The organism is Salmonella sp. 741265050_HSA, from assembly GCF_046569445.1.
Taxonomy (GTDB): Bacteria; Pseudomonadota; Gammaproteobacteria; order Enterobacterales; family Enterobacteriaceae; genus Salmonella; species Salmonella enterica.
Genome location: NZ_JBKFSV010000002.1, coordinates 241,694 through 259,856 on the forward strand (window position 1 = coordinate 241,694; position 18,163 = coordinate 259,856).

16 protein-coding genes are annotated in these 18,163 nt (G+C 55.2%); 1 reads left to right on the forward strand and 15 read right to left on the reverse strand.

Annotated elements, in window-relative coordinates:
* Positions 1 to 33 precede the first annotated feature (33 nt).
* Positions 34 to 1,038 (forward strand): chemotaxis protein, encoded by a 1,005-nt coding sequence (locus ACLD4F_RS06805; RefSeq protein WP_411010749.1) that lies wholly within the window; start codon positions 34 to 36, stop codon positions 1,036 to 1,038.
* 140 nt (positions 1,039 to 1,178) lie between these two features.
* On the opposite strand, the gene nuoN is transcribed toward ACLD4F_RS06805, so the two are convergent.
* The 15 genes from nuoN to lrhA all read right to left on the reverse strand — a co-directional run bounded on the left by nuoN (position 1,179) and on the right by lrhA (position 17,650).
* Positions 1,179 to 2,636 carry an NADH-quinone oxidoreductase subunit NuoN gene (gene nuoN / locus ACLD4F_RS06810; protein ID WP_411010750.1) on the reverse strand — a complete coding sequence of 486 codons (1,458 nt, stop codon included), beginning with the start codon at positions 2,634 to 2,636 and terminating at the stop codon, positions 1,179 to 1,181.
* 6 nt (positions 2,637 to 2,642) lie between these two features.
* Positions 2,643 to 4,172: an NADH-quinone oxidoreductase subunit M gene (gene nuoM / locus ACLD4F_RS06815; RefSeq protein WP_000926428.1), complete on the reverse strand. Its 1,530-nt coding sequence runs from the start codon at positions 4,170 to 4,172 to the stop codon at positions 2,643 to 2,645.
* A 76-nt stretch (positions 4,173 to 4,248) separates the two neighbouring features.
* Positions 4,249 to 6,090 (reverse strand): NADH-quinone oxidoreductase subunit L, encoded by a 1,842-nt coding sequence (gene nuoL, locus ACLD4F_RS06820; RefSeq protein ID WP_001056577.1) that lies wholly within the window; start codon positions 6,088 to 6,090, stop codon positions 4,249 to 4,251.
* The gene (gene nuoK / locus ACLD4F_RS06825) at positions 6,087 to 6,389 is read right to left on the reverse strand and encodes an NADH-quinone oxidoreductase subunit NuoK (RefSeq protein ID WP_000612687.1); all 303 of its coding nucleotides are present in this window, start codon (positions 6,387 to 6,389) and stop codon (positions 6,087 to 6,089) included. Before nuoK ends, nuoL begins: the two co-directional genes overlap by 4 nt.
* Positions 6,386 to 6,940 carry an NADH-quinone oxidoreductase subunit J gene (gene nuoJ / locus ACLD4F_RS06830; protein WP_000393522.1) on the reverse strand — a complete coding sequence of 185 codons (555 nt, stop codon included), beginning with the start codon at positions 6,938 to 6,940 and terminating at the stop codon, positions 6,386 to 6,388. Before nuoJ ends, nuoK begins: the two co-directional genes overlap by 4 nt.
* A gap of 10 nt (positions 6,941 to 6,950) precedes the next feature.
* A complete protein-coding gene (gene nuoI, locus ACLD4F_RS06835) occupies positions 6,951 to 7,493 on the reverse strand; it encodes an NADH-quinone oxidoreductase subunit NuoI (RefSeq protein WP_000172747.1) in 543 nt (180 codons plus the stop codon).
* A gap of 14 nt (positions 7,494 to 7,507) precedes the next feature.
* Positions 7,508 to 8,485 carry an NADH-quinone oxidoreductase subunit NuoH gene (gene nuoH, locus ACLD4F_RS06840; RefSeq protein WP_000118515.1) on the reverse strand — a complete coding sequence of 326 codons (978 nt, stop codon included), beginning with the start codon at positions 8,483 to 8,485 and terminating at the stop codon, positions 7,508 to 7,510.
* Entirely contained in the window at positions 8,482 to 11,208 is a 2,727-nt protein-coding gene (gene nuoG / locus ACLD4F_RS06845) for an NADH-quinone oxidoreductase subunit NuoG (protein ID WP_001518099.1), read from the reverse strand. The genes nuoH and nuoG overlap by 4 nt, the downstream gene beginning before the upstream one ends.
* 30 nt (positions 11,209 to 11,238) lie before the next feature.
* Positions 11,239 to 12,576 carry an NADH-quinone oxidoreductase subunit NuoF gene (gene nuoF / locus ACLD4F_RS06850; RefSeq protein WP_023218371.1) on the reverse strand — a complete coding sequence of 446 codons (1,338 nt, stop codon included), beginning with the start codon at positions 12,574 to 12,576 and terminating at the stop codon, positions 11,239 to 11,241.
* Positions 12,573 to 13,073, reverse strand: coding sequence for an NADH-quinone oxidoreductase subunit NuoE (gene nuoE / locus ACLD4F_RS06855; RefSeq protein WP_000545038.1), 501 nt, complete (start codon positions 13,071 to 13,073; stop codon positions 12,573 to 12,575). Before nuoE ends, nuoF begins: the two co-directional genes overlap by 4 nt.
* A gap of 2 nt (positions 13,074 to 13,075) precedes the next feature.
* Complete coding sequence (gene nuoC / locus ACLD4F_RS06860; RefSeq protein WP_000247855.1) at positions 13,076 to 14,878, reverse strand: NADH-quinone oxidoreductase subunit C/D; 1,803 nt, start codon at positions 14,876 to 14,878, stop codon at positions 13,076 to 13,078.
* 86 nt (positions 14,879 to 14,964) lie between these two features.
* Positions 14,965 to 15,627, reverse strand: coding sequence for an NADH-quinone oxidoreductase subunit NuoB (gene nuoB, locus ACLD4F_RS06865; protein WP_000386728.1), 663 nt, complete (start codon positions 15,625 to 15,627; stop codon positions 14,965 to 14,967).
* A 15-nt stretch (positions 15,628 to 15,642) separates the two neighbouring features.
* Positions 15,643 to 16,086, reverse strand: a complete 444-nt coding sequence (gene nuoA / locus ACLD4F_RS06870; protein WP_000062993.1) for an NADH-quinone oxidoreductase subunit NuoA — start codon at positions 16,084 to 16,086, stop codon at positions 15,643 to 15,645.
* Positions 16,087 to 16,479: 393 nt separating this feature from the next.
* The gene (locus ACLD4F_RS06875; RefSeq protein WP_080203483.1) at positions 16,480 to 16,632 is read right to left on the reverse strand and encodes a hypothetical protein; all 153 of its coding nucleotides are present in this window, start codon (positions 16,630 to 16,632) and stop codon (positions 16,480 to 16,482) included.
* A 79-nt stretch (positions 16,633 to 16,711) separates the two neighbouring features.
* The gene (gene lrhA, locus ACLD4F_RS06880) at positions 16,712 to 17,650 is read right to left on the reverse strand and encodes a transcriptional regulator LrhA (RefSeq protein ID WP_023210387.1); all 939 of its coding nucleotides are present in this window, start codon (positions 17,648 to 17,650) and stop codon (positions 16,712 to 16,714) included.
* Positions 17,651 to 18,163: the final 513 nt, after the last annotated feature.

Below are 18,163 nucleotides of genomic sequence, written 5' to 3' on the forward strand. Positions count from 1 at the left end.
CTAAAAAAGGCAGGCTTTCATAATGAGGTGAGGATGGACAATTTTCAGAAAGATATTGATGACAGGGCCAATTTAACCCTGTCCAACCGTTTTGAGCTGCTGTTATTCCGTCTTGGTACATCGCTGCATGAACAGAAGTCAGAGCTGTTCGGCATCAATGTATTTAAGCTGCGCGAAATCGTACCAATGCCCGCCTTTACGCGCCCGGCAGGCATGAAAGCGCCGCTATTGGGCATGGTCAATATTCGGGATCAGGTCATTCCGGTGATTGATTTGCCAGCGGTAGCGGGCTGCAAGCCGGAAACCGGGCTGAATATTTTGCTGATCACCGAATATGCGCGCAGCGTACAGGCATTTGCCGTCGAGTCGGTGGAAAATATTATGCGTCTTGACTGGAAGCAGGTACATACCGCCGAGAAAGCCGTCAACGGACGTTATATTACCAGTATTGCCTGCCTGGACGAGGACAAAGAAACCAATAATCTGGCGCTGGTGCTTGATGTCGAACAGATCCTTTATGATATTGTCCCCTCCAGCCACGATCTGCGCGCCACCAATCTGAAGACCAATAAATTTTATATTACCCCTGGCGCGGTAGCCATTGTGGCGGAAGACTCCAAAGTCGCCCGCGCGATGCTGGAAAAAGGGCTGAACGCGATGGGAATTCCGCACCAGATGCATGTAACCGGCAAGGATGCATGGGAGAGAATCCAGCAACTGGCGCAGGAAGCGGAGGCCGAAGGTAAGCCAATTAGCGAGAAAATCGCGCTGGTCCTGACAGATCTTGAGATGCCGGAGATGGATGGCTTTACGTTAACACGTAAAATTAAAACCGATGAACGGCTGAAAAAGATCCCGGTCGTTATTCACTCTTCCCTTTCCGGCAGCGCCAACGAAGATCATGTGCGTAAGGTGAAGGCCGACGGCTACGTCGCCAAGTTTGAAATCAATGAACTCTCTTCAGTGATACAGGAAGTGATGGAGCGCGCGGCGCAAAACATCAGCGGCCCGTTGGTAAGCCGGCAGTTGCTAAGTTAAATTCCGGTCGCTGAGACCTTACCTGCCGGATGGCGGCGCAAGCGCTTTATCCGGCCTACAATCCATAGTTATTTCAACGCATTACATCAGGTAATAAAAAACCCGCTTCGTGAAGCGGGTTTTTCGTTTTTACTTATTGCTTACATCAACGGCGTCGCTAACTGTACAAGGCTAATCAGCGGCTGCGGCCAGACGCCCAGTACCAACACCAGCAACGCGGAGATCAGCACCACGATACCGCCTGCGCTGTACTGCCAGTTTGTCGGCGCATCGCGTCCCGGTTGCTGCGGCGCGTTCAGGTAGAGACTCACCGCAACACGCAGGTAGTAGTACAAACCAATCGCGGAACCCACCACCACGGCGGCGACCAGCCACCACAGGCTGGCCTGAACGCCGACCGCCAGCACGTAGAATTTGCCGATAAAGCCCAGCGTCATCGGGATACCTGCCAGCGACAGCATCATCACCGTCATCACCGCGGCAAGAACCGGACGGTGCCAGAACAGACCACGGTAAGAGTACAGGGAATCGGCATCCGGGCCGCGGAACGGGCTGGACATCAGGCTGACCACGCCAAACGCGCCGAGGCTGCTGAACAGATAACCGGCCAGGTAAACGCCAACCGCTTCCATCGACATCTCGCCGCTCTGCAGGGCAATCAGCGCCACCAGCAGATAGCCGAGGTGAGAGATAGAAGAGTAACCGAGCAGACGTTTGATGTTGGTCTGGCTCAGCGCCATCAGGTTACCGAAGATGATAGAGGCAAAGGCGATAATGCCCAGCACCACGCGTACCGCTTCGCTGTCGCCTACCGGCGCATAGAGGAACAGACGCATCACCACGCCGAAGATAGCAATTTTGCTCGCCGTCGCCAGGAAGGTGGAAACCGGCGCAGGCGCGCCCTGGTAAACGTCTGGCGTCCACAGGTGGAACGGCACCAGAGAGAGTTTAAAGCCCAGACCAACAATCATCAGGCCAAAGCCCGCCAGCAGCAACGGCTCGTGCAGCATACCATCGCCGAGGCTCTTACCGAGCGCTTCGAAAGACAGGTTGCCGGACTGCGCATAGACCAGCGCCATCCCGAACAGCAGGAAAGACGAGGCGGCGGCGGAGAGGATGGTGTATTTGATACTGGCTTCCAGCGAGCGTTTCTGGCGGAAAGCATAACCAATCAGGCCGAACAGCGGCAGCGAGATCAGTTCAATACCGAGGAACAGCGCCGCCAGGTGGTTGGCGTTCGCCAGCAGAATTCCGCCCAGGCTGGCGATTAACACCAGCAGGTAGAACTCTTCCTGGTTATCGTTATAGCCTTCCAGCCACGGGTAGGCAAAGGTGCAGGTGGCGAGGCTCGCCAGCAGCACCAGCCCGGTGTAGAGCATCGCAAAGCCGTCAACGCGCATCAGCGGCGTGACGTCCATTGCCCCGGCCTGGCCGACAAACCAAAGCGAAACCAGAGCAGCGTTAAGCCCAATGACCGACAGCGTGGCATTGAGGAAGTGATTGCGTCGCCACGCAATGGAGAGCATCACAACCACCACCGTCAAGCCGACGATCAGCAGCGGTAGCAGCGCAATCAGGTGTTGTGGAGTTATTGTCATGGCGATTTACGGCCTTGTAGTAGTAACGGAATTAACAAACCACTGCTGGATGTTGCTCATCGCAGAATGCGAGGTATCCAGAATCGGCTGCGGATAGAAGCCAAGCAGTACCAGAAGCACCACCAGCAACAGAATGATAAACAGCTCGCGCAGCGACATCCCTGGCAGTTCCTGGCTGGCAATCTGGCTCTTCGCTTTACCAAAGTAAGCGCGATGCAGCATCGCCAGCGAGTATACAGAGGCGAATACCAGCCCAAAGGTGGAGATCACGGTAATCATCGGCACCACCTGGTAGCTGCCGAACAGAATCATAAATTCGCCGACAAAGTTACCGGTGCCCGGCATCCCGAGCGTCGCCACCGCAAAGAACATGGACAGCGCAGGCAACCATTTCATTTTGCCCCACAGGCCGCCCATCATACGCATGTCACGCGTATGCAGACGTTCGTACAACTGGCCACACAGAATGAACAGACCGGCTGCGGACAAACCGTGCGCAATCATCTGAATCACCGCGCCCTGGTACGCTAGTTGACTGCCGGTGTAGATAGCGATCAGCACGAAGCCCATGTGGGAAACGGAGGTATAAGCGATCAGGCGCTTGATGTCGTACTGGGTAAAGGCCATCCACGCGCCGTAGAAAATGCCGATAACGCCCAGCCACATGGCAATAGGCGCAAACTCCGCCGACGCGTTCGGGAACAATGGCAGGGAGAAACGCAGCAGACCGTAAGCGGCGGTTTTCAGCAAGATACCGGCCAGGTCGACGGAACCGGCGGTCGGCGCCTGGGAGTGCGCATCCGGTAGCCAGCCGTGCAGCGGCACCACCGGCATTTTCACCGCGAAGGCGATGAAGAAGCCCAGCATCAGCAGATATTCCACACCGTGGGACATCGGCGTGTTCAGCAGCTCTTCATAGTTGAAGGTCCACACGCCGGTCGCGTTGTAGTGCACAAAGACCAGCGCCAGGATGGCAATCAGCATCACCAGACCACTCGCCTGGGTGTAGATGAAGAACTTGGTCGCCGCCGTGATACGCGTTTTCCCGTCAGAAGCTTTGTGGCCCCACAGCGCTATCAGGAAGTACATCGGCACCAGCATCATTTCCCAGAAGAAGAAGAACAGGAACATGTCGATGGCCAGGAACACGCCGATAACGCCGCCCAAGATCCACATCAGGTTCAGGTGGAAGAAGCCCTGATATTTTTCGATTTCTCGCCAGGAGCAAAGCACCGCCAGAACGCCGAGCAGGCCGGTCAGCACCACCATTAGCAGCGACAGTCCGTCGAGCGCCAGATGGATAGAGATGCCAAAACGCGGGATCCACGGCAGGACAAATTCAGATTGCCACTGTGGAATACCGGCGGATTGCGTCAGTGAATAGCCGCCCTGCAACCACAATTGCAGACCGAGCGCCAGCGTCAGTCCCATGGTAATCAGCGCTATCCAGCGCGGCACCTTCACGCCAAAGCGTTCGGTCTGCCAGCACAGGAAGCCGCCAATAAAGGGAATCAATATTAGCCAGGGTAGTAACATGGCGATTTTTATTCCTTTTTAAGGCCTCTGACAGAGGCCTGATTTTCAACGAATTTGGATAAAATTCACTTTACGATCAACGCAGTACCATCAGCAGCGCCAGCACCACAACCGCGCCGATGCTCATGGATGCCACATACCAGCGCAAATAACCGTTCTCGCTCAGTACCAGGCCTTTGCCTGCAAAACGGGAAAGGATAGCCGGAATGTTCATCAACGCATTAAGCGGGTCGCGCTTCAGCAGCCAGGCGATACCGAGGAATGGCTTGACGAATACTTTGTCGTACAGCCAGTCAAAGCCCCAGGCGTTATACCACCAGGTCCCCAGCAGACGGCCCGGCGCGCTGTTGGCGATCGACGTCACCAGCGTGCGTTTACCCAGCCACAGCCATGCGGCAATCAGGATGCCGGCAATCGCCACTACGCCAGAGGTAATTTCCAGGGTCAACACACGACCATGCGCCAGTTCAGTTGTCTGCGGCAGCACCCCCTGCAATGGCGGCACAATCAGCGCGCCAACAAAGGTAGACAGAATCATCAGGACAATCAGCGGCAGATGGTGGGTAATCCCCTTCCCGGCATGAGCATGAATTTGTTCTTTACCGTGGAATACGATGAAAATCATCCGGAAGGTGTACAGCGAGGTCATGAACGCGCCGACCAGACCCGCCACCATCAGATTGATATGACCGTTCGCCATCGCGCCAGCCAGGATCTCATCCTTACTGAAGAAGCCTGCAGTGACCAGCGGCAGCGCCGACAGCGCCGCGCCCCCCACCAGGAAGCAGGCATACACCAGTGGAATCGACTTACGCAGACCGCCCATCTTAAAGATGTTCTGTTCGTGATGGCAGGCCAGAATTACCGAGCCGGACGCCAGGAACAGCAGCGCTTTAAAGAAGGCGTGCGTCATCAGGTGGAAAATTGCCGCATCCCACGCCTGTACGCCCAGCGCCAGGAACATGTAGCCAATCTGGCTCATGGTGGAATAGGCCAGCACGCGTTTGATGTCGGTCTGCACCAGCGCGGCGAAACCTGCCATGACCAGCGTAATCGCCCCGATAATGCCCACCAGATGCAGAATCTCCGGGGTCATCAGGAACAAACCATGGGTACGAGCGATCAGGTAGACACCGGCGGTCACCATGGTAGCGGCGTGGATCAGCGCGGAGACCGGCGTCGGGCCGGCCATCGCGTCGGCAAGCCAGGTCTGCAACGGCAGCTGCGCAGATTTACCGACCGCGCCGCCCAGCAGCATCAGCGTCGCCCACATCAGCATGTTGTTGCCGTCAGCAAAGTGCGCTGGCGCCAGCTCGACCATTTCGCGGAAGTTCAGCGTGCCCAGTTCGTTGTAGAGGATGAACAGCGCGAAGGCGAGGAATACGTCACCGACACGGGTCACCACGAAGGCTTTCATTGCCGCCGCGCCATTCTTCGGATCGCTGTAATAGAAGCCGATCAACAGATAAGAGCACAGGCCCACGCCTTCCCAGCCGAGGTACATCAACAGCAGGTTATCGGACAGCACCAGAACCACCATGCTGGCGATAAACAGGTTGGTATAAGCGAAGAAGCGGGAGTAGCCCTCTTCCCCACGCATGTACCAGGACGCGAACATGTGGATCAGGAAGCCGACGCCGGTGACCACTGAGAGCATGGTCAGCGACAGGCCGTCCAGCACCAGGTTAAAACCGATGTTGAAGTTACCGACCGACATCCACGTCCACAGCGGCTGGCTGAACGCCTGTTTGCCGTTGGCGAAGAAATCCATCCCGACAAACGCTGTCACCAACGCCGCCAGACCAACGGAGCCCACGCCAATGGTCGCGGAGAGATTTTCCGACCAGCGTCCGCGAGAGAACGCCAGCAGTACAAAGCCAATCAATGGCAGAATAATGGTTAAGGCAAGCATGTTCATCCACGCATCTCACTTACTGAATCGATGTTCAGGTTCTGGCGACGGCGATGGAGTTGCAGCAACAGCGCAAGTCCAATACTCGCTTCCGCAGCCGCAAGGCTGATGGCGAGAATGTACATCACCTGACCATCGGTCTGGCCCCAGTAGCTCCCGGCGACCACAAAGGCCAGCGCGGAGGCGTTAATCATGATTTCCAGCCCGATCAGCATAAACAGCAGATTGCGGCGGATAACCAGACCGGTTAAACCCAGGACGAATAAAATCGCAGCGAGGATCAGTCCGTGTGTTAAGGGGATCATGCGCGCTCCTCCGTTTTTCTTTTCGCGCGGTCATCGGCGCGGTTGCTTAGCACTTCGCCCGCACGCTCTTCACGACCGACGTGGAACGCCACCACCAGGCCTGCCAGCAGCAGCATAGACGCCAGTTCGACCGCCAGAACATAAGGCCCGAACAGCGTGATGCCCACCGCTTTCGCGCTAATCGGCGTGCCGTCGATGCCCTGGTCGTTAACGCCCAGAATGGCGTACACAATGACCGCCAGCATAATGGCCGACAAAACCGCCGGACCAATCCACACCTGCGGCTTCAGCCACTGGCGTTCCTGTTCGATTTCGCTGCCGCCGAGGTTGAGCATCATCACCACGAACACAAACAGCACCATGATGGCGCCTGCGTAGACGATAATTTCCAGCGCACCGGCAAAATAAGCGCCCAGCGAAAAGAACACCCCGGAAATCGCCAGTAGCGATATCACCAGATACAACAGCGCGTGTACCGGATTGGTATGGGTGATCACTCGCAGGGTCGCGAGGATGGCTATCAGGCCACAGATATAAAAAGCGAATTCCATTGCCCTCTCCTTACGGTAACAGGCTCTTGACGTCGATAGGCTTGGCTTCGTTCTCTGCTTCGCCTTTATCTTTGCCGTCGATTGCCATACCCGCCATCCGGTAGAAGTTATATTCCGGGTATTTGCCCGGACCGGAAATCAGCAGATCCTCTTTTTCGTACACCAGATCCTGACGTTTGTATTCGCCCAGTTCGAAGTCCGGGGTCAACTGAATCGCCGTGGTCGGGCACGCTTCTTCGCACAGGCCGCAGAAGATGCAGCGTGAGAAGTTAATGCGGAAAAATTCCGGATACCAGCGGCCATCTTTGGTCTCCGCTTTTTGCAGAGAGATACAGCCTACCGGACAGGCTACCGCACACAGGTTACAGGCAACGCAGCGCTCTTCACCGTCCGGGTCGCGCGTGAGCACGATACGGCCACGGTAACGGGGCGGTAAATAGACCGGCTCTTCCGGATACATCCGCGTTTCGCGTTTGGCGAACGCATGCAGGCCGATCATCCAGATACTGCGTACCTGAGTGCCGAAACCTACTAATAATTCTTTTAAGGTCATGGTCTTTGTGTCCCTTATTGCGCCTGCCACAGAATGACAGCCGCCGTTACCAGCAAGTTGATGAGCGTCAGCGGCAGGCAAACTTTCCAGCCGAAGGACATTACCTGGTCATAACGCGGACGCGGTAACGACGCACGAATCAAAATGAACATCATCATGAAGAACGCGGTTTTCAGCGCGAACCAGACGAATGGCGGTAAGAACGGGCCATGCCAGCCACCGAAGAACAGCGTTACCATCAGCGCGGAAACGGTGACGATACCGATGTACTCCCCCACGAAGAACAGACCGAATTTCATACCGGAATATTCGATGTGGTAACCGTCCGCCAGTTCCTGCTCGGCTTCCGGCTGGTCAAACGGGTGACGGTGACAGACCGCTACGCCCGCGATGGCGAAAGTAACAAACCCAAAGAATTGCGGAATCACGTTCCACAGATGCGCCTGGTTATTGACGATATCGGTCATATTAAATGAACCGGCCTGCGCCACCACGCCCATCAGGGAAAGACCAAGAAACACTTCGTAGCTCACCGTCTGGGCAGACGCACGCATCGCGCCCAGCAGCGAGTATTTGTTGTTGCTCGACCAACCGGCGAACAGCACCGCGTAAACCGCCAGACCGGCCATCATCAGGAAGAACAGAATCCCGATGTTTAAATCGGCCACCACCCAATTAGGGCTAACCGGCACAATGGCGAAGGAGAGCAGCAGCGAAGTAAACGCGATCATCGGCGCCAGGGTAAAGATGACGCGATCCGAGAATTTCGGGATCCAGTCTTCTTTAAAGAACATCTTGATCATGTCCGCGACCAGCTGGAGCGAGCCGCCCCAGCCAACGCGGTTTGGTCCATAACGGTTCTGGAACAGACCCAGCAGACGACGTTCGCCAAAGCTCATGAAGGCCCCGCAGGTGACGACCACCAGCAGAATCACCACCGCTTTGAGAATGCTCAGCAGGATCTCAATCAGATCCGGTGTAATCCAACTCATTGTTGCGCCTCCCGCAGATCCTCAAGACGCGCGCCAGCCAGAACCGGCGCGATGCCAGGCATACCCATCGGCAGCCCTACCTGCCCTGCCGCTAACCCTTCAGAGATTTCAACCGGCAGCGTCACCGTATTGCCATCGTAGCTAAAGGAGACGCGCGTCCCGGCATTAACGCCCAACTTCGCGGCATCCGCCGGGTTAAGTTTGATATACGGCTGCGGCATACGGCTCTGGAAGACCGGAGAACGCTGAGACAATTCGTCGCTGCCAAACAGGTGGTAATACGGCGCAATACGCCACTGACCGTCCTGCGCCTGGAAGCTTGCCGGCACGGTAGTGAAATAATCCAGACCGCCCTCAGTCGCTTCAATCAGACGCACGCCCGGATCGCCGTGACGCAGTTTGCCGCCCACTTCATCCTGGAATTTGTTCCACGCCTGCGGGGAGTTCCAGCCCGGTGCCCAGGCGAACGGAATTTCAGATCGCGGGGCAGTCGGTTGGTTATTCCCTTCCATTGAGAAGGCGAACATGGTGTCTTTATCCTGCGGCTGACGTGGTTCATGCACGCTGATATTGGCGCGCATCGCCGTACGGCCACTGTAACGATGCGGTTCGCGCGCCAGCTTCTGCCCACGAATGCGGAAGGTCGCATCCGGCGCGGCGTCTTTAATGCCGGCAAATTGCGGCATGGCGGCAATGACCGCGTCGATCACATGGTCAAGCTGTGTCCAGTCCACTTCGCGGTTTTCGACGGTGCTGTGCAGCGAATGCAGCCAGCGCCAGCTTTCCAGCATAATCGTCTTGTTATCGTAGTAGGCCGGGTCATAAACCTGGAAGAAGCGCTGCGCGCGGCCTTCGTTGTTGATGACCGTACCATCGCTTTCGGCGAAGCTTGCCGCGGAAAGCACCAGATGCGCGTTTTCCATAATCGCCGTGCGCTGATGGTCAACCACCATCACCAGCGGCGCTTTGGCGAGCGCAGCGTTCACGCGCGTAGCGCTTGCATGACGGTGGAGATCGTTTTCCAGCACCACCACCGCGTCCGCACTGCCGGTTTCCAGCTCGCCCAACGCATCATCAAGCGAACCGCCGCCCATCATACCCAGCCCCATGCTGTTCACGGAGCGGGCAATCATAGTAATACCGACGTCGGCGCCACGGCCTTTCAGCGCTTTCGCCACGTTGGCGGCCGCCTGAATCACCTCACTGCTACCGGCGTTAGTGCCGGAGATAATCAGCGGTTTTTTCGCGCCGGCCAACGCCTGCACAATGACATCAATTTTGTTTTGTAAGTCGCTGTCGATACCGTCAACCGCAGGCGCTGTATTGTCCAGCGCATGAGCAATCGCAAAGCCCAGGCGCGCCTGATCTTCCACCGGCGCGCGATAGGTCCAGGCGGCGATATCATCCAGACGGGTGTCGTCCACGTTGGTCACGAACAGCGGATGTTTGGCACGCTGGCCGATGTTAAGGATGGCCGCAATCTGCCAGTCGGCTACTTTCTGCGCCGCCGCCATTTCACGCGCTTTACCTTTCACCGCCTGGCGTACCGCCAGCGCAACGCGCGCGCCGGTCTGGGTAACGTCTTCGCCCAGTACCAGTACCGCGTCATAAGATTCGATTTCCCGCAGCGCCGGGGTGTAAATTCCGCCTTCACGCAACACTTTCAGCGCCAGTTGCAGACGTTCCTGCTCGCCGCGCGCGATACCGGTGTAGAAGTTTTCCGCACCAACCAGCTCACGCAGCGCAAAGTTGCTCTCAATGCTGGCGCGTGGCGAACCGATACCGATCACTTTCTTCGACTGGCGCAGAATATCCGCCGCGCCCTGCATCGCCTGCTCGGCGTTGAGAGTAATAAAGTCATCGCCACGGCGCTGAACCGGCTGACGCGGACGGTCTTTCAGGTTCACATAGCCATAGCCGAAACGACCGCGGTCGCAGAGGAAGTAGTGGTTAACGGTACCGTTGTAACGGTTTTCGATACGGCGTAATTCGCCATAGCGCTCGCCCGGGCTGATGTTACAGCCGATGGAACACTGCTGGCAGATGCTCGGCGCAAACTGCATGTCCCATTTACGGTTGTAACGCTCGGAATGCGTTTTATCGGTGAAGACGCCGGTCGGGCAAATCTCGACCAGGTTACCGGAGAATTCGCTTTCCAGCGTACCATCTTCCGGACGCCCGAAGTAGACGTTGTCATGCGCGCCATAGACGCCCAGATCGGTGCCGTCGGCATAATCTTTGTAGTAACGCACACAACGGTAGCAGGCGATGCAGCGGTTCATTTCGTGCGAGATGAACGGCCCCAGATCCTGGTTGCGGTGGGTACGTTTGGTGAAACGGTAGCGACGGAAACTGTGACCCGTCATCACGGTCATATCCTGAAGATGGCAGTTACCGCCCTCTTCACAAACCGGACAGTCGTGCGGGTGGTTAGTCATCAGCCACTCCACCACGCTTTCACGGAACTGTTTCGCTTCTTCGTCGTCAATAGAGATAAAGGTACCGTCGGTGGCTGGCGTCATACAGGACATCACCAGGCGACCACGCGTATCTTCCGCGTTTTGGTATTGCTTCACCGCACACTGGCGGCAAGCACCGACGCTTCCCAGCGCCGGGTGCCAGCAAAAATACGGAATATCAAGGCCGAGGGACAGACATGCCTGTAGCAGGTTGTCCGCGCCGTTGACCTCGTATTCTTTGCCGTCTACATGAATCGTAGCCATTAGCATGCTTCCAAATTAAAAATCGTTAACTCACCAGCGCTCTTTGAGCAGGTTCGGCTGAATACCATTGATTAAATGGGTATTGCTGAACGGCTGCTTGATGCCAGCTTCGAATTCTTCGCGGAAATACTTAATTGCGCTTTGCAGTGGCTCAACCGCGCCCGGCGCATGCGCGCAGAAGGTTTTACCCGGTCCGAGGAAACGACACAGTTGCTCAAGTGTCTCGATATCCCCCGGCTGGCCTTCGCCACGCTCCAGCGCGCGCAGAATTTTCACGCTCCACGGCAACCCGTCGCGGCATGGCGTACACCAGCCGCAGGATTCGCGGGCAAAGAACTCTTCCAGGTTACGCACCAGCGATACCATGCCGATTTCGTGGTCTACCGCCATCGCCAGCGCGGTGCCCAGACGGCTGCCTGCTTTACCGATGCTTTCGAACTCCATCGGCAGGTCAAGATGCGCCTCGGTCAGGAAGTCGGTTCCCGCCCCGCCCGGCTGCCAGGCTTTGAATTTCAGGCCATCGCGCATACCGCCCGCGTAGTCTTCGAGGATCTCGCGCGCGGTGGTGCCGAACGGTAATTCCCACAGGCCCGGATTCTTCACGCGGCCTGAGAAGCCCATCAGCTTGGTACCCGCATCTTTGCTTTTCGAAATGTTCTGGTACCACTCCACGCCGTTGGCGAGGATTGCCGGGACGTTGCACAACGTTTCGACGTTATTCACACAGGTCGGCTTGCCCCATACGCCGGAGGTCGCCGGGAAGGGCGGCTTGGAGCGCGGGTTCGCGCGGCGGCCTTCGAGGGAGTTAATCAGCGCCGTTTCTTCACCACAGATGTAACGCCCTGCCCCGGTGTGGACAAACAGTTCAAAGTCGAACCCGGTGCCAAGGATATTTTTCCCCAACAGGCCCGCCTCGGTGGCTTCGGCAATCGCACGGCGCAAATGTACAGCCGCTTCGATATATTCGCCGCGCAGGAAGATGTAACCACGATACGCTTTCAGCGCGAACGCGGAGATCAACATACCTTCCACCAGCAGGTGCGGCAGCTGTTCCATCAGCAGACGGTCTTTATAGGTGCCCGGTTCCATTTCATCGGCGTTACACAGCAGGTAACGGATGTTCATGGATTCATCTTTCGGCATCAGGCTCCACTTCAGACCGGTGGAAAAGCCCGCGCCGCCACGCCCTTTCAGACCGGCGTCTTTTACCTGGCTGACGATTTCATCCGGAGACAGGCCGGTCAGCGCCTTACGCGCGCCTTCGTAGCCGTTTTTGCTACGATATTCATCCAGCCAGACCGGCTGTTTGTCATCGCGCAGACGCCAGGTCAGCGGATGGGTTTCGGGAGTACGGATAACGTTTTTCATTTATACCGCTCCAGTAGTTCAGGAATGGCTTCCGGGGTCAGATGGCTGTGAGTATCCTCATCAATCATCATGTTCGGCCCTTTATCGCAATTCCCCAAGCAGCAGGTCGGCAGCAGCGTAAAGCGACCATCAAAGGTCGTCTGCCCCGGTTTGATGTTGAGATTTTTTTCCAGCGCGGCCTGAATCCCCTGATAGCCGGTGATATGGCACACCACGCTGTCGCAGTAGCGAATCACGTGGCGACCGACCGGCTGACGGAAAATCTGGCTGTAGAATGTGGCGACGCCTTCGACGTCGCTCGCCGGAATACCCAGCACATCGGCAATAGCGTAGATCGCGCCGTCCGGCACCCAGCCACGCTGCTTCTGAACGATTTTCAGCGCTTCAATGGACGCCGCACGCGGGTCTTCGTAGTGGTGCTTCTCGTGCTCTATCGCTTCACGCTCTGCCGCACTCAGCTCAAAAGCCTCGGTTTGTGGTTGTTGATTCTCGTGCATAATTAGCGGTCCACATCTGACATAACAAAATCGATACTACCCAGATAGACAATCAGGTCGGAGACCAGGCTACCGCGGATCGCCGAGGGAATCTGCTGCAGGTGCGCAAAGCTCGGCGTGCGCACGCGGGTACGGTAGCTCATAGTGCTACCGTCGCTGGTCAGGTAGTAACTGTTAATCCCCTTCGTCGCTTCCACCATCTGGAAGGACTCCTGCGCCGGCATCACCGGGCCCCAGGAGACCTGCAGGAAGTGGGTGATCAGGGTTTCGATATGTTGCAGCGTGCGCTCTTTCGGCGGCGGCGTGGTCAGCGGGTGATCCGCTTTGAACGGGCCTTCCGGCATGTTATCGAGGCACTGCTGAAGAATGCGCAGACTCTGGCGCAGCTCTTCCACTTTCAGCATCACGCGGGTATAGCAGTCGGAAACACCGCCGCCCACCGGCACTTCAAAGTCAAAGTTTTCGTAGCCAGAGTATGGACGCCATTTACGTACGTCGAAGTCGATCCCGGTCGCGCGCAGCCCTGCGCCGGTGGTGCCCCACTCCAGCGCCTCTTTCGCGCCGTAAGCGGCAACGCCCTGCGAACGCCCTTTCAGAATGGTGTTACGCAGCGCGGCTTTCTCGTAAGAATCCAGACGCTTCGGCATCCACTCAAGGAACTCTCGCAGCAGGCGATCCCAACCGCGCGGCAAGTCGTGCGCGACGCCGCCGATACGGAACCAGGCCGGGTGCATACGGAAACCGGTAATGGCTTCCACCAGGTCATAAATTTTCTGCCGGTCGGTAAAGGCAAAGAAGACCGGCGTCATCGCGCCGACGTCCTGAATAAAGGTCGAGATGTACAGCAGATGACTGTTAATGCGGAACAGTTCGGAGAGCATCACGCGGATGACGTTCACACGATCCGGGACGGTGATCCCTGCCAACTTTTCTACCGCCAGCACGTACGGCATTTCATTGACGCAACCACCGAGGTATTCGATACGGTCGGTATAGGGAATGTAGCTATGCCAGGACTGGCGCTCGCCCATTTTTTCGGCGCCGCGGTGGTGATAGCCGATATCCGGCACGCAGTCGACGATTTCTTCACCGTCAAGTTGCAGGATAATACGAAACGCACCGTGCGCAGACGGGTGGTTCGGGCCGAGGTTGAGGAACATAAAGTCCTCGTTGTCAGTCCCGCGCTTCATCCCCCAGTCTTCCGGCTTAAAGGTCAGCGCTTCCATCTCCAGATCCTGCTTGGCTTTGGTCAGCTCAAACGGGTCGAATTCGGTCGCGCGCGCCGGATAATCTTTACGCAACGGATGGCCTTCCCAGGTTTGCGGCATCATGATGCGCGTCAGGTGCGGGTGGCCTTCGATATCAATACCAAACATCTCCCAGGTCTCACGCTCGTACCAGTTGGCGTTAGGGAAAAGTTTAGTGAAGGTCGGCACGCGCAGGTCGTTTTCAGACAACGCCACCTTGAGCATGATATCGCGATTACGCTCAATGGAAATCAGGTGGTAGAAAACGGAAAAATCCGCGGCGGGTAACCCGTCACGGTGCGTACGCAGGCGTTCATCCATGCCGTGTAAGTCAAACAGCATGACGTAAGGTTTCGGCAGTTTCTTTAAGAAATCGCCAACCTCCAGTAGTTGTTCACGCTTGACCCAAACAACGGGGATACCGGTGCGGGTCGCCTGAACGGTAAAGGCATCCGGCCCAAAACGGTTGCGCAGTTCGCCGATAACCGGATCATCAAGATGATCGCGGGTACTCCATGCAGCGTCTTGCGCGGTTAAGTCGGTCATATTGTTCACCATTGCAAATGGTCCGTGGTGGTCGGCAGTGCTTCGCGCTATTAAAATAGTGGTTAGCGAAGTGAAGTGCTGCTGCCGACAGGCGCAAATTAAATCTCGTCCGGGGTACGCAGGTTCGTGACGGCAATACGCTCGCCGCGTTTACGTTCGCGTTCTGGCTGCATATTGGCGCGATACACGCCCTGATCGCCCACCACCCATGAGAGCGGACGGCGCTCTTTGCCAATCGATTCTTGCAGCAGCATCAACGCCTGCATATACGCTTCCGGACGCGGCGGACAGCCAGGGATATACACATCCACCGGGATGAACTTATCAACGCCCTGCACTACCGAATAAATATCGTACATGCCGCCGGAGTTGGCGCAGGCACCCATAGAAATGACCCATTTTGGCTCCAGCATTTGGTCATACAGACGCTGAATAACCGGGGCCATTTTGGTAAAGCAGGTACCGGCCACCACCATCAGGTCAGCCTGACGTGGCGACGCACGCAGCACTTCCGCGCCGAAACGGGCAACGTCATGCACTGCGGTAAAAGAGGTCACCATCTCTACATAGCAGCAAGAAAGGCCGAAGTTGTAGGGCCAAATTGAGTTTTTACGGCCCCAGTTAACCATGTCATGCAGTTTGCCCATGAACACGTTTTTGTTAACTTCCTGCTCCAGGGGGTCAGTTACGATCTCCTGTTTTTGCAGGGGGTAACGGTCATTCTCACCGTTAGGATCTATGCGGGTGAGCGTATAATCCATCTTAATGCCTCGCGGTTAGCGTTGACGATTAGCGATACTGTTCGTTTCCGGGTTCATACGCTCGCGGCGTGAACGCGCGGGCGTCCAGTCCAACGCGCCAATACGCGCCAGATAAACCAGACCAGCCAGTAACACAAAAATAAAAATTGCAGCTTCCACAAAGCCAACCCAGCCGCTTTCGCGGATAGAAGTTGACCATGCGAACAGATACAGCGCTTCAACGTCGAAGATAACGAAGAACATGGCTACCAGGTAAAACTTGGCAGACAGGCGTAAGCGGGCGGTGCCGACCGAGTCAATACCTGATTCAAACGGAACGTTCTTGTGCCTCGCGCGTGCGCGACCGCCCAAAAACCAACCGCCTACCAGCATCAGGCAGCACAGGCCAATGGCAACGATAAGAAAGATAGCGAATGCCCAGTGATGAGCGATGACTTCAGTGGATGTTGACATACTCATTGCTTACTCATCAAAAGTAGCGCCAGTTTCTCTGCTCTTTACGGCAGATGGGCGCCACATCGATTCATGGGGAGGAATAAAAAAAACCCTACAATTACTGTAGAAAATGATAAAAACAGCTAATTGATGTGGTTTTTTACTCCTTTCTATAACCTTTTGTCAACTTTAACAAAAGTTCCTTCACATTAATTTACATCAATTCATCATCATTAACATTAAGTGCCATCCTGGAGAAAATGACTCTTCGACCAGGGGGATTTTATGTTGTTGAATCGTGTCCGTTGTGAAGCAAAAGAAATAACACACACCTATTTTGACAGGAATTTGTGAAGATGCCTCCCCCTAAATGGGAGTATTTTCTTGATCTGTGACACGCTTTTGTTAATTCACCCCCTAAAACAGCAACAATTTCTCTAGTTTTTTAACATGCAAATTCATAAAATGGATGTTCTGGTTACTTTTTACCCACATTGAACTGCGAATCGCTACTGGCTGATTTACCGCAACTTTTACAATTTGTGCGGTTAAGCGCGTACAGATGGGCACAAAAAAAGAGCCACTGAGCGTTTTTTCATCGCCAGCGGCTCTTTTTTACATTTACGACTTAGCGCCTTTTGCCTGCGAGCTACTCAAAACCCCCTTCCACCATCAGCGGATCATCTCCGCCCTCTGCAGAAAACTGGTTGTAATGCCATGGGTTTTGATAGCTTTCCATCGCATGGAAAATCACCATCGCCAGCTCGTTCTGGCTATTGGGATCGCGGCACAACAGATATTCCGTATCCGGCAAAGGCGGTAATCCGTCTGCGGCGCCCAGCACGCGAAGGTCGGGACTCATCATTTCGACAGGTCGAGCCGTTACGCCAAGACCGGCTTTAACGGCCGCGCGTACCGCCGGTAAAGTAGACGCCACATAGGCCAGCCGCCAGGGAATACCCGCTGCATTTAGCGTCTCCAGCACCATATCGCGGAATGGGCTGGGATCGTCCAGCAGGACTAATGGTACGGGCTCTCCCCTTTGCAAAACATACTCAGCCGCACAATACCAATGGGTGGGCGAGGTCCGCAAATTCAGACAGTCCAGCGAATGAGGTTGGTTAGTCGTCACCACCAAATCTACTTCCTGCGATTTAACCATGTCCACTATATAGGCGTTGCGTTTTACCCGTACATCAAGCGCGAGTTTCGGATAAACCGAGCTGATTCGGCTAAGCAAAAAAGGCAGGATAGTGTCAGCTGATTCATCAGAAGCGCCAATTGTTAACACTCCCTGAAGATTACTGAACATTAATGATGAACACGCCTCATCATTAAAACGCAGGATTTTTCTGGCGTACCCCAGAAGCTGGATACCGTGTTCGGTCAAAAGTTTGTTACGGCCATGGCGGGCGAACAATTCCTTTCCCACGAGTTGCTCAAGACGCTGCATTTGCTGACTGACCGCAGACTGAGTACGACATACCGCCGCCGCCGCCGCGGCGAAGGTGTTCAGATCGGCAACGGCCACGAACGTTCTCAGCAGATCGAGATCGAGGTTAATTATCGGACGATTTGCATTTATCATAATTTTTCACTTACTGGCGGGTCATATCGGGCTGACCTGGTTAATGCTGTGCATTCAGAAACAAGCAATTCCATTTGTAATGTGCATCCTTCGCAGTACCGCCTGGTTACCCAGGTAAATGTTAGAATGTAATTGAAAATACGACCAAAACACTTCTCTTACTTACTGATATAATACCAAATGCAACTGATCGGGATATATCAAAGAGAATGTGTCATACCTTTAGGCGTCTACAGATTTCTGCTAATGATGGACGTGTAAATCCTGTAACAGCGTCAAATAGTTTACCGAGACGCACAGATACAAAAACAATATATTGAACAATAGGTTATGTATAAAATCGCGTCATGATAATTAGCAGACAACGCAGACTACGCCCCCGTTTCGGATCATTATCTTAACCTAAAACCGCTATATTTATAAGTATTATTACGAATAATCTTAACCTTGGATATGTTATACTAATCGGATCAGAAAGATATTATTACGACTTTAGTAAATGCTTTTTAAATA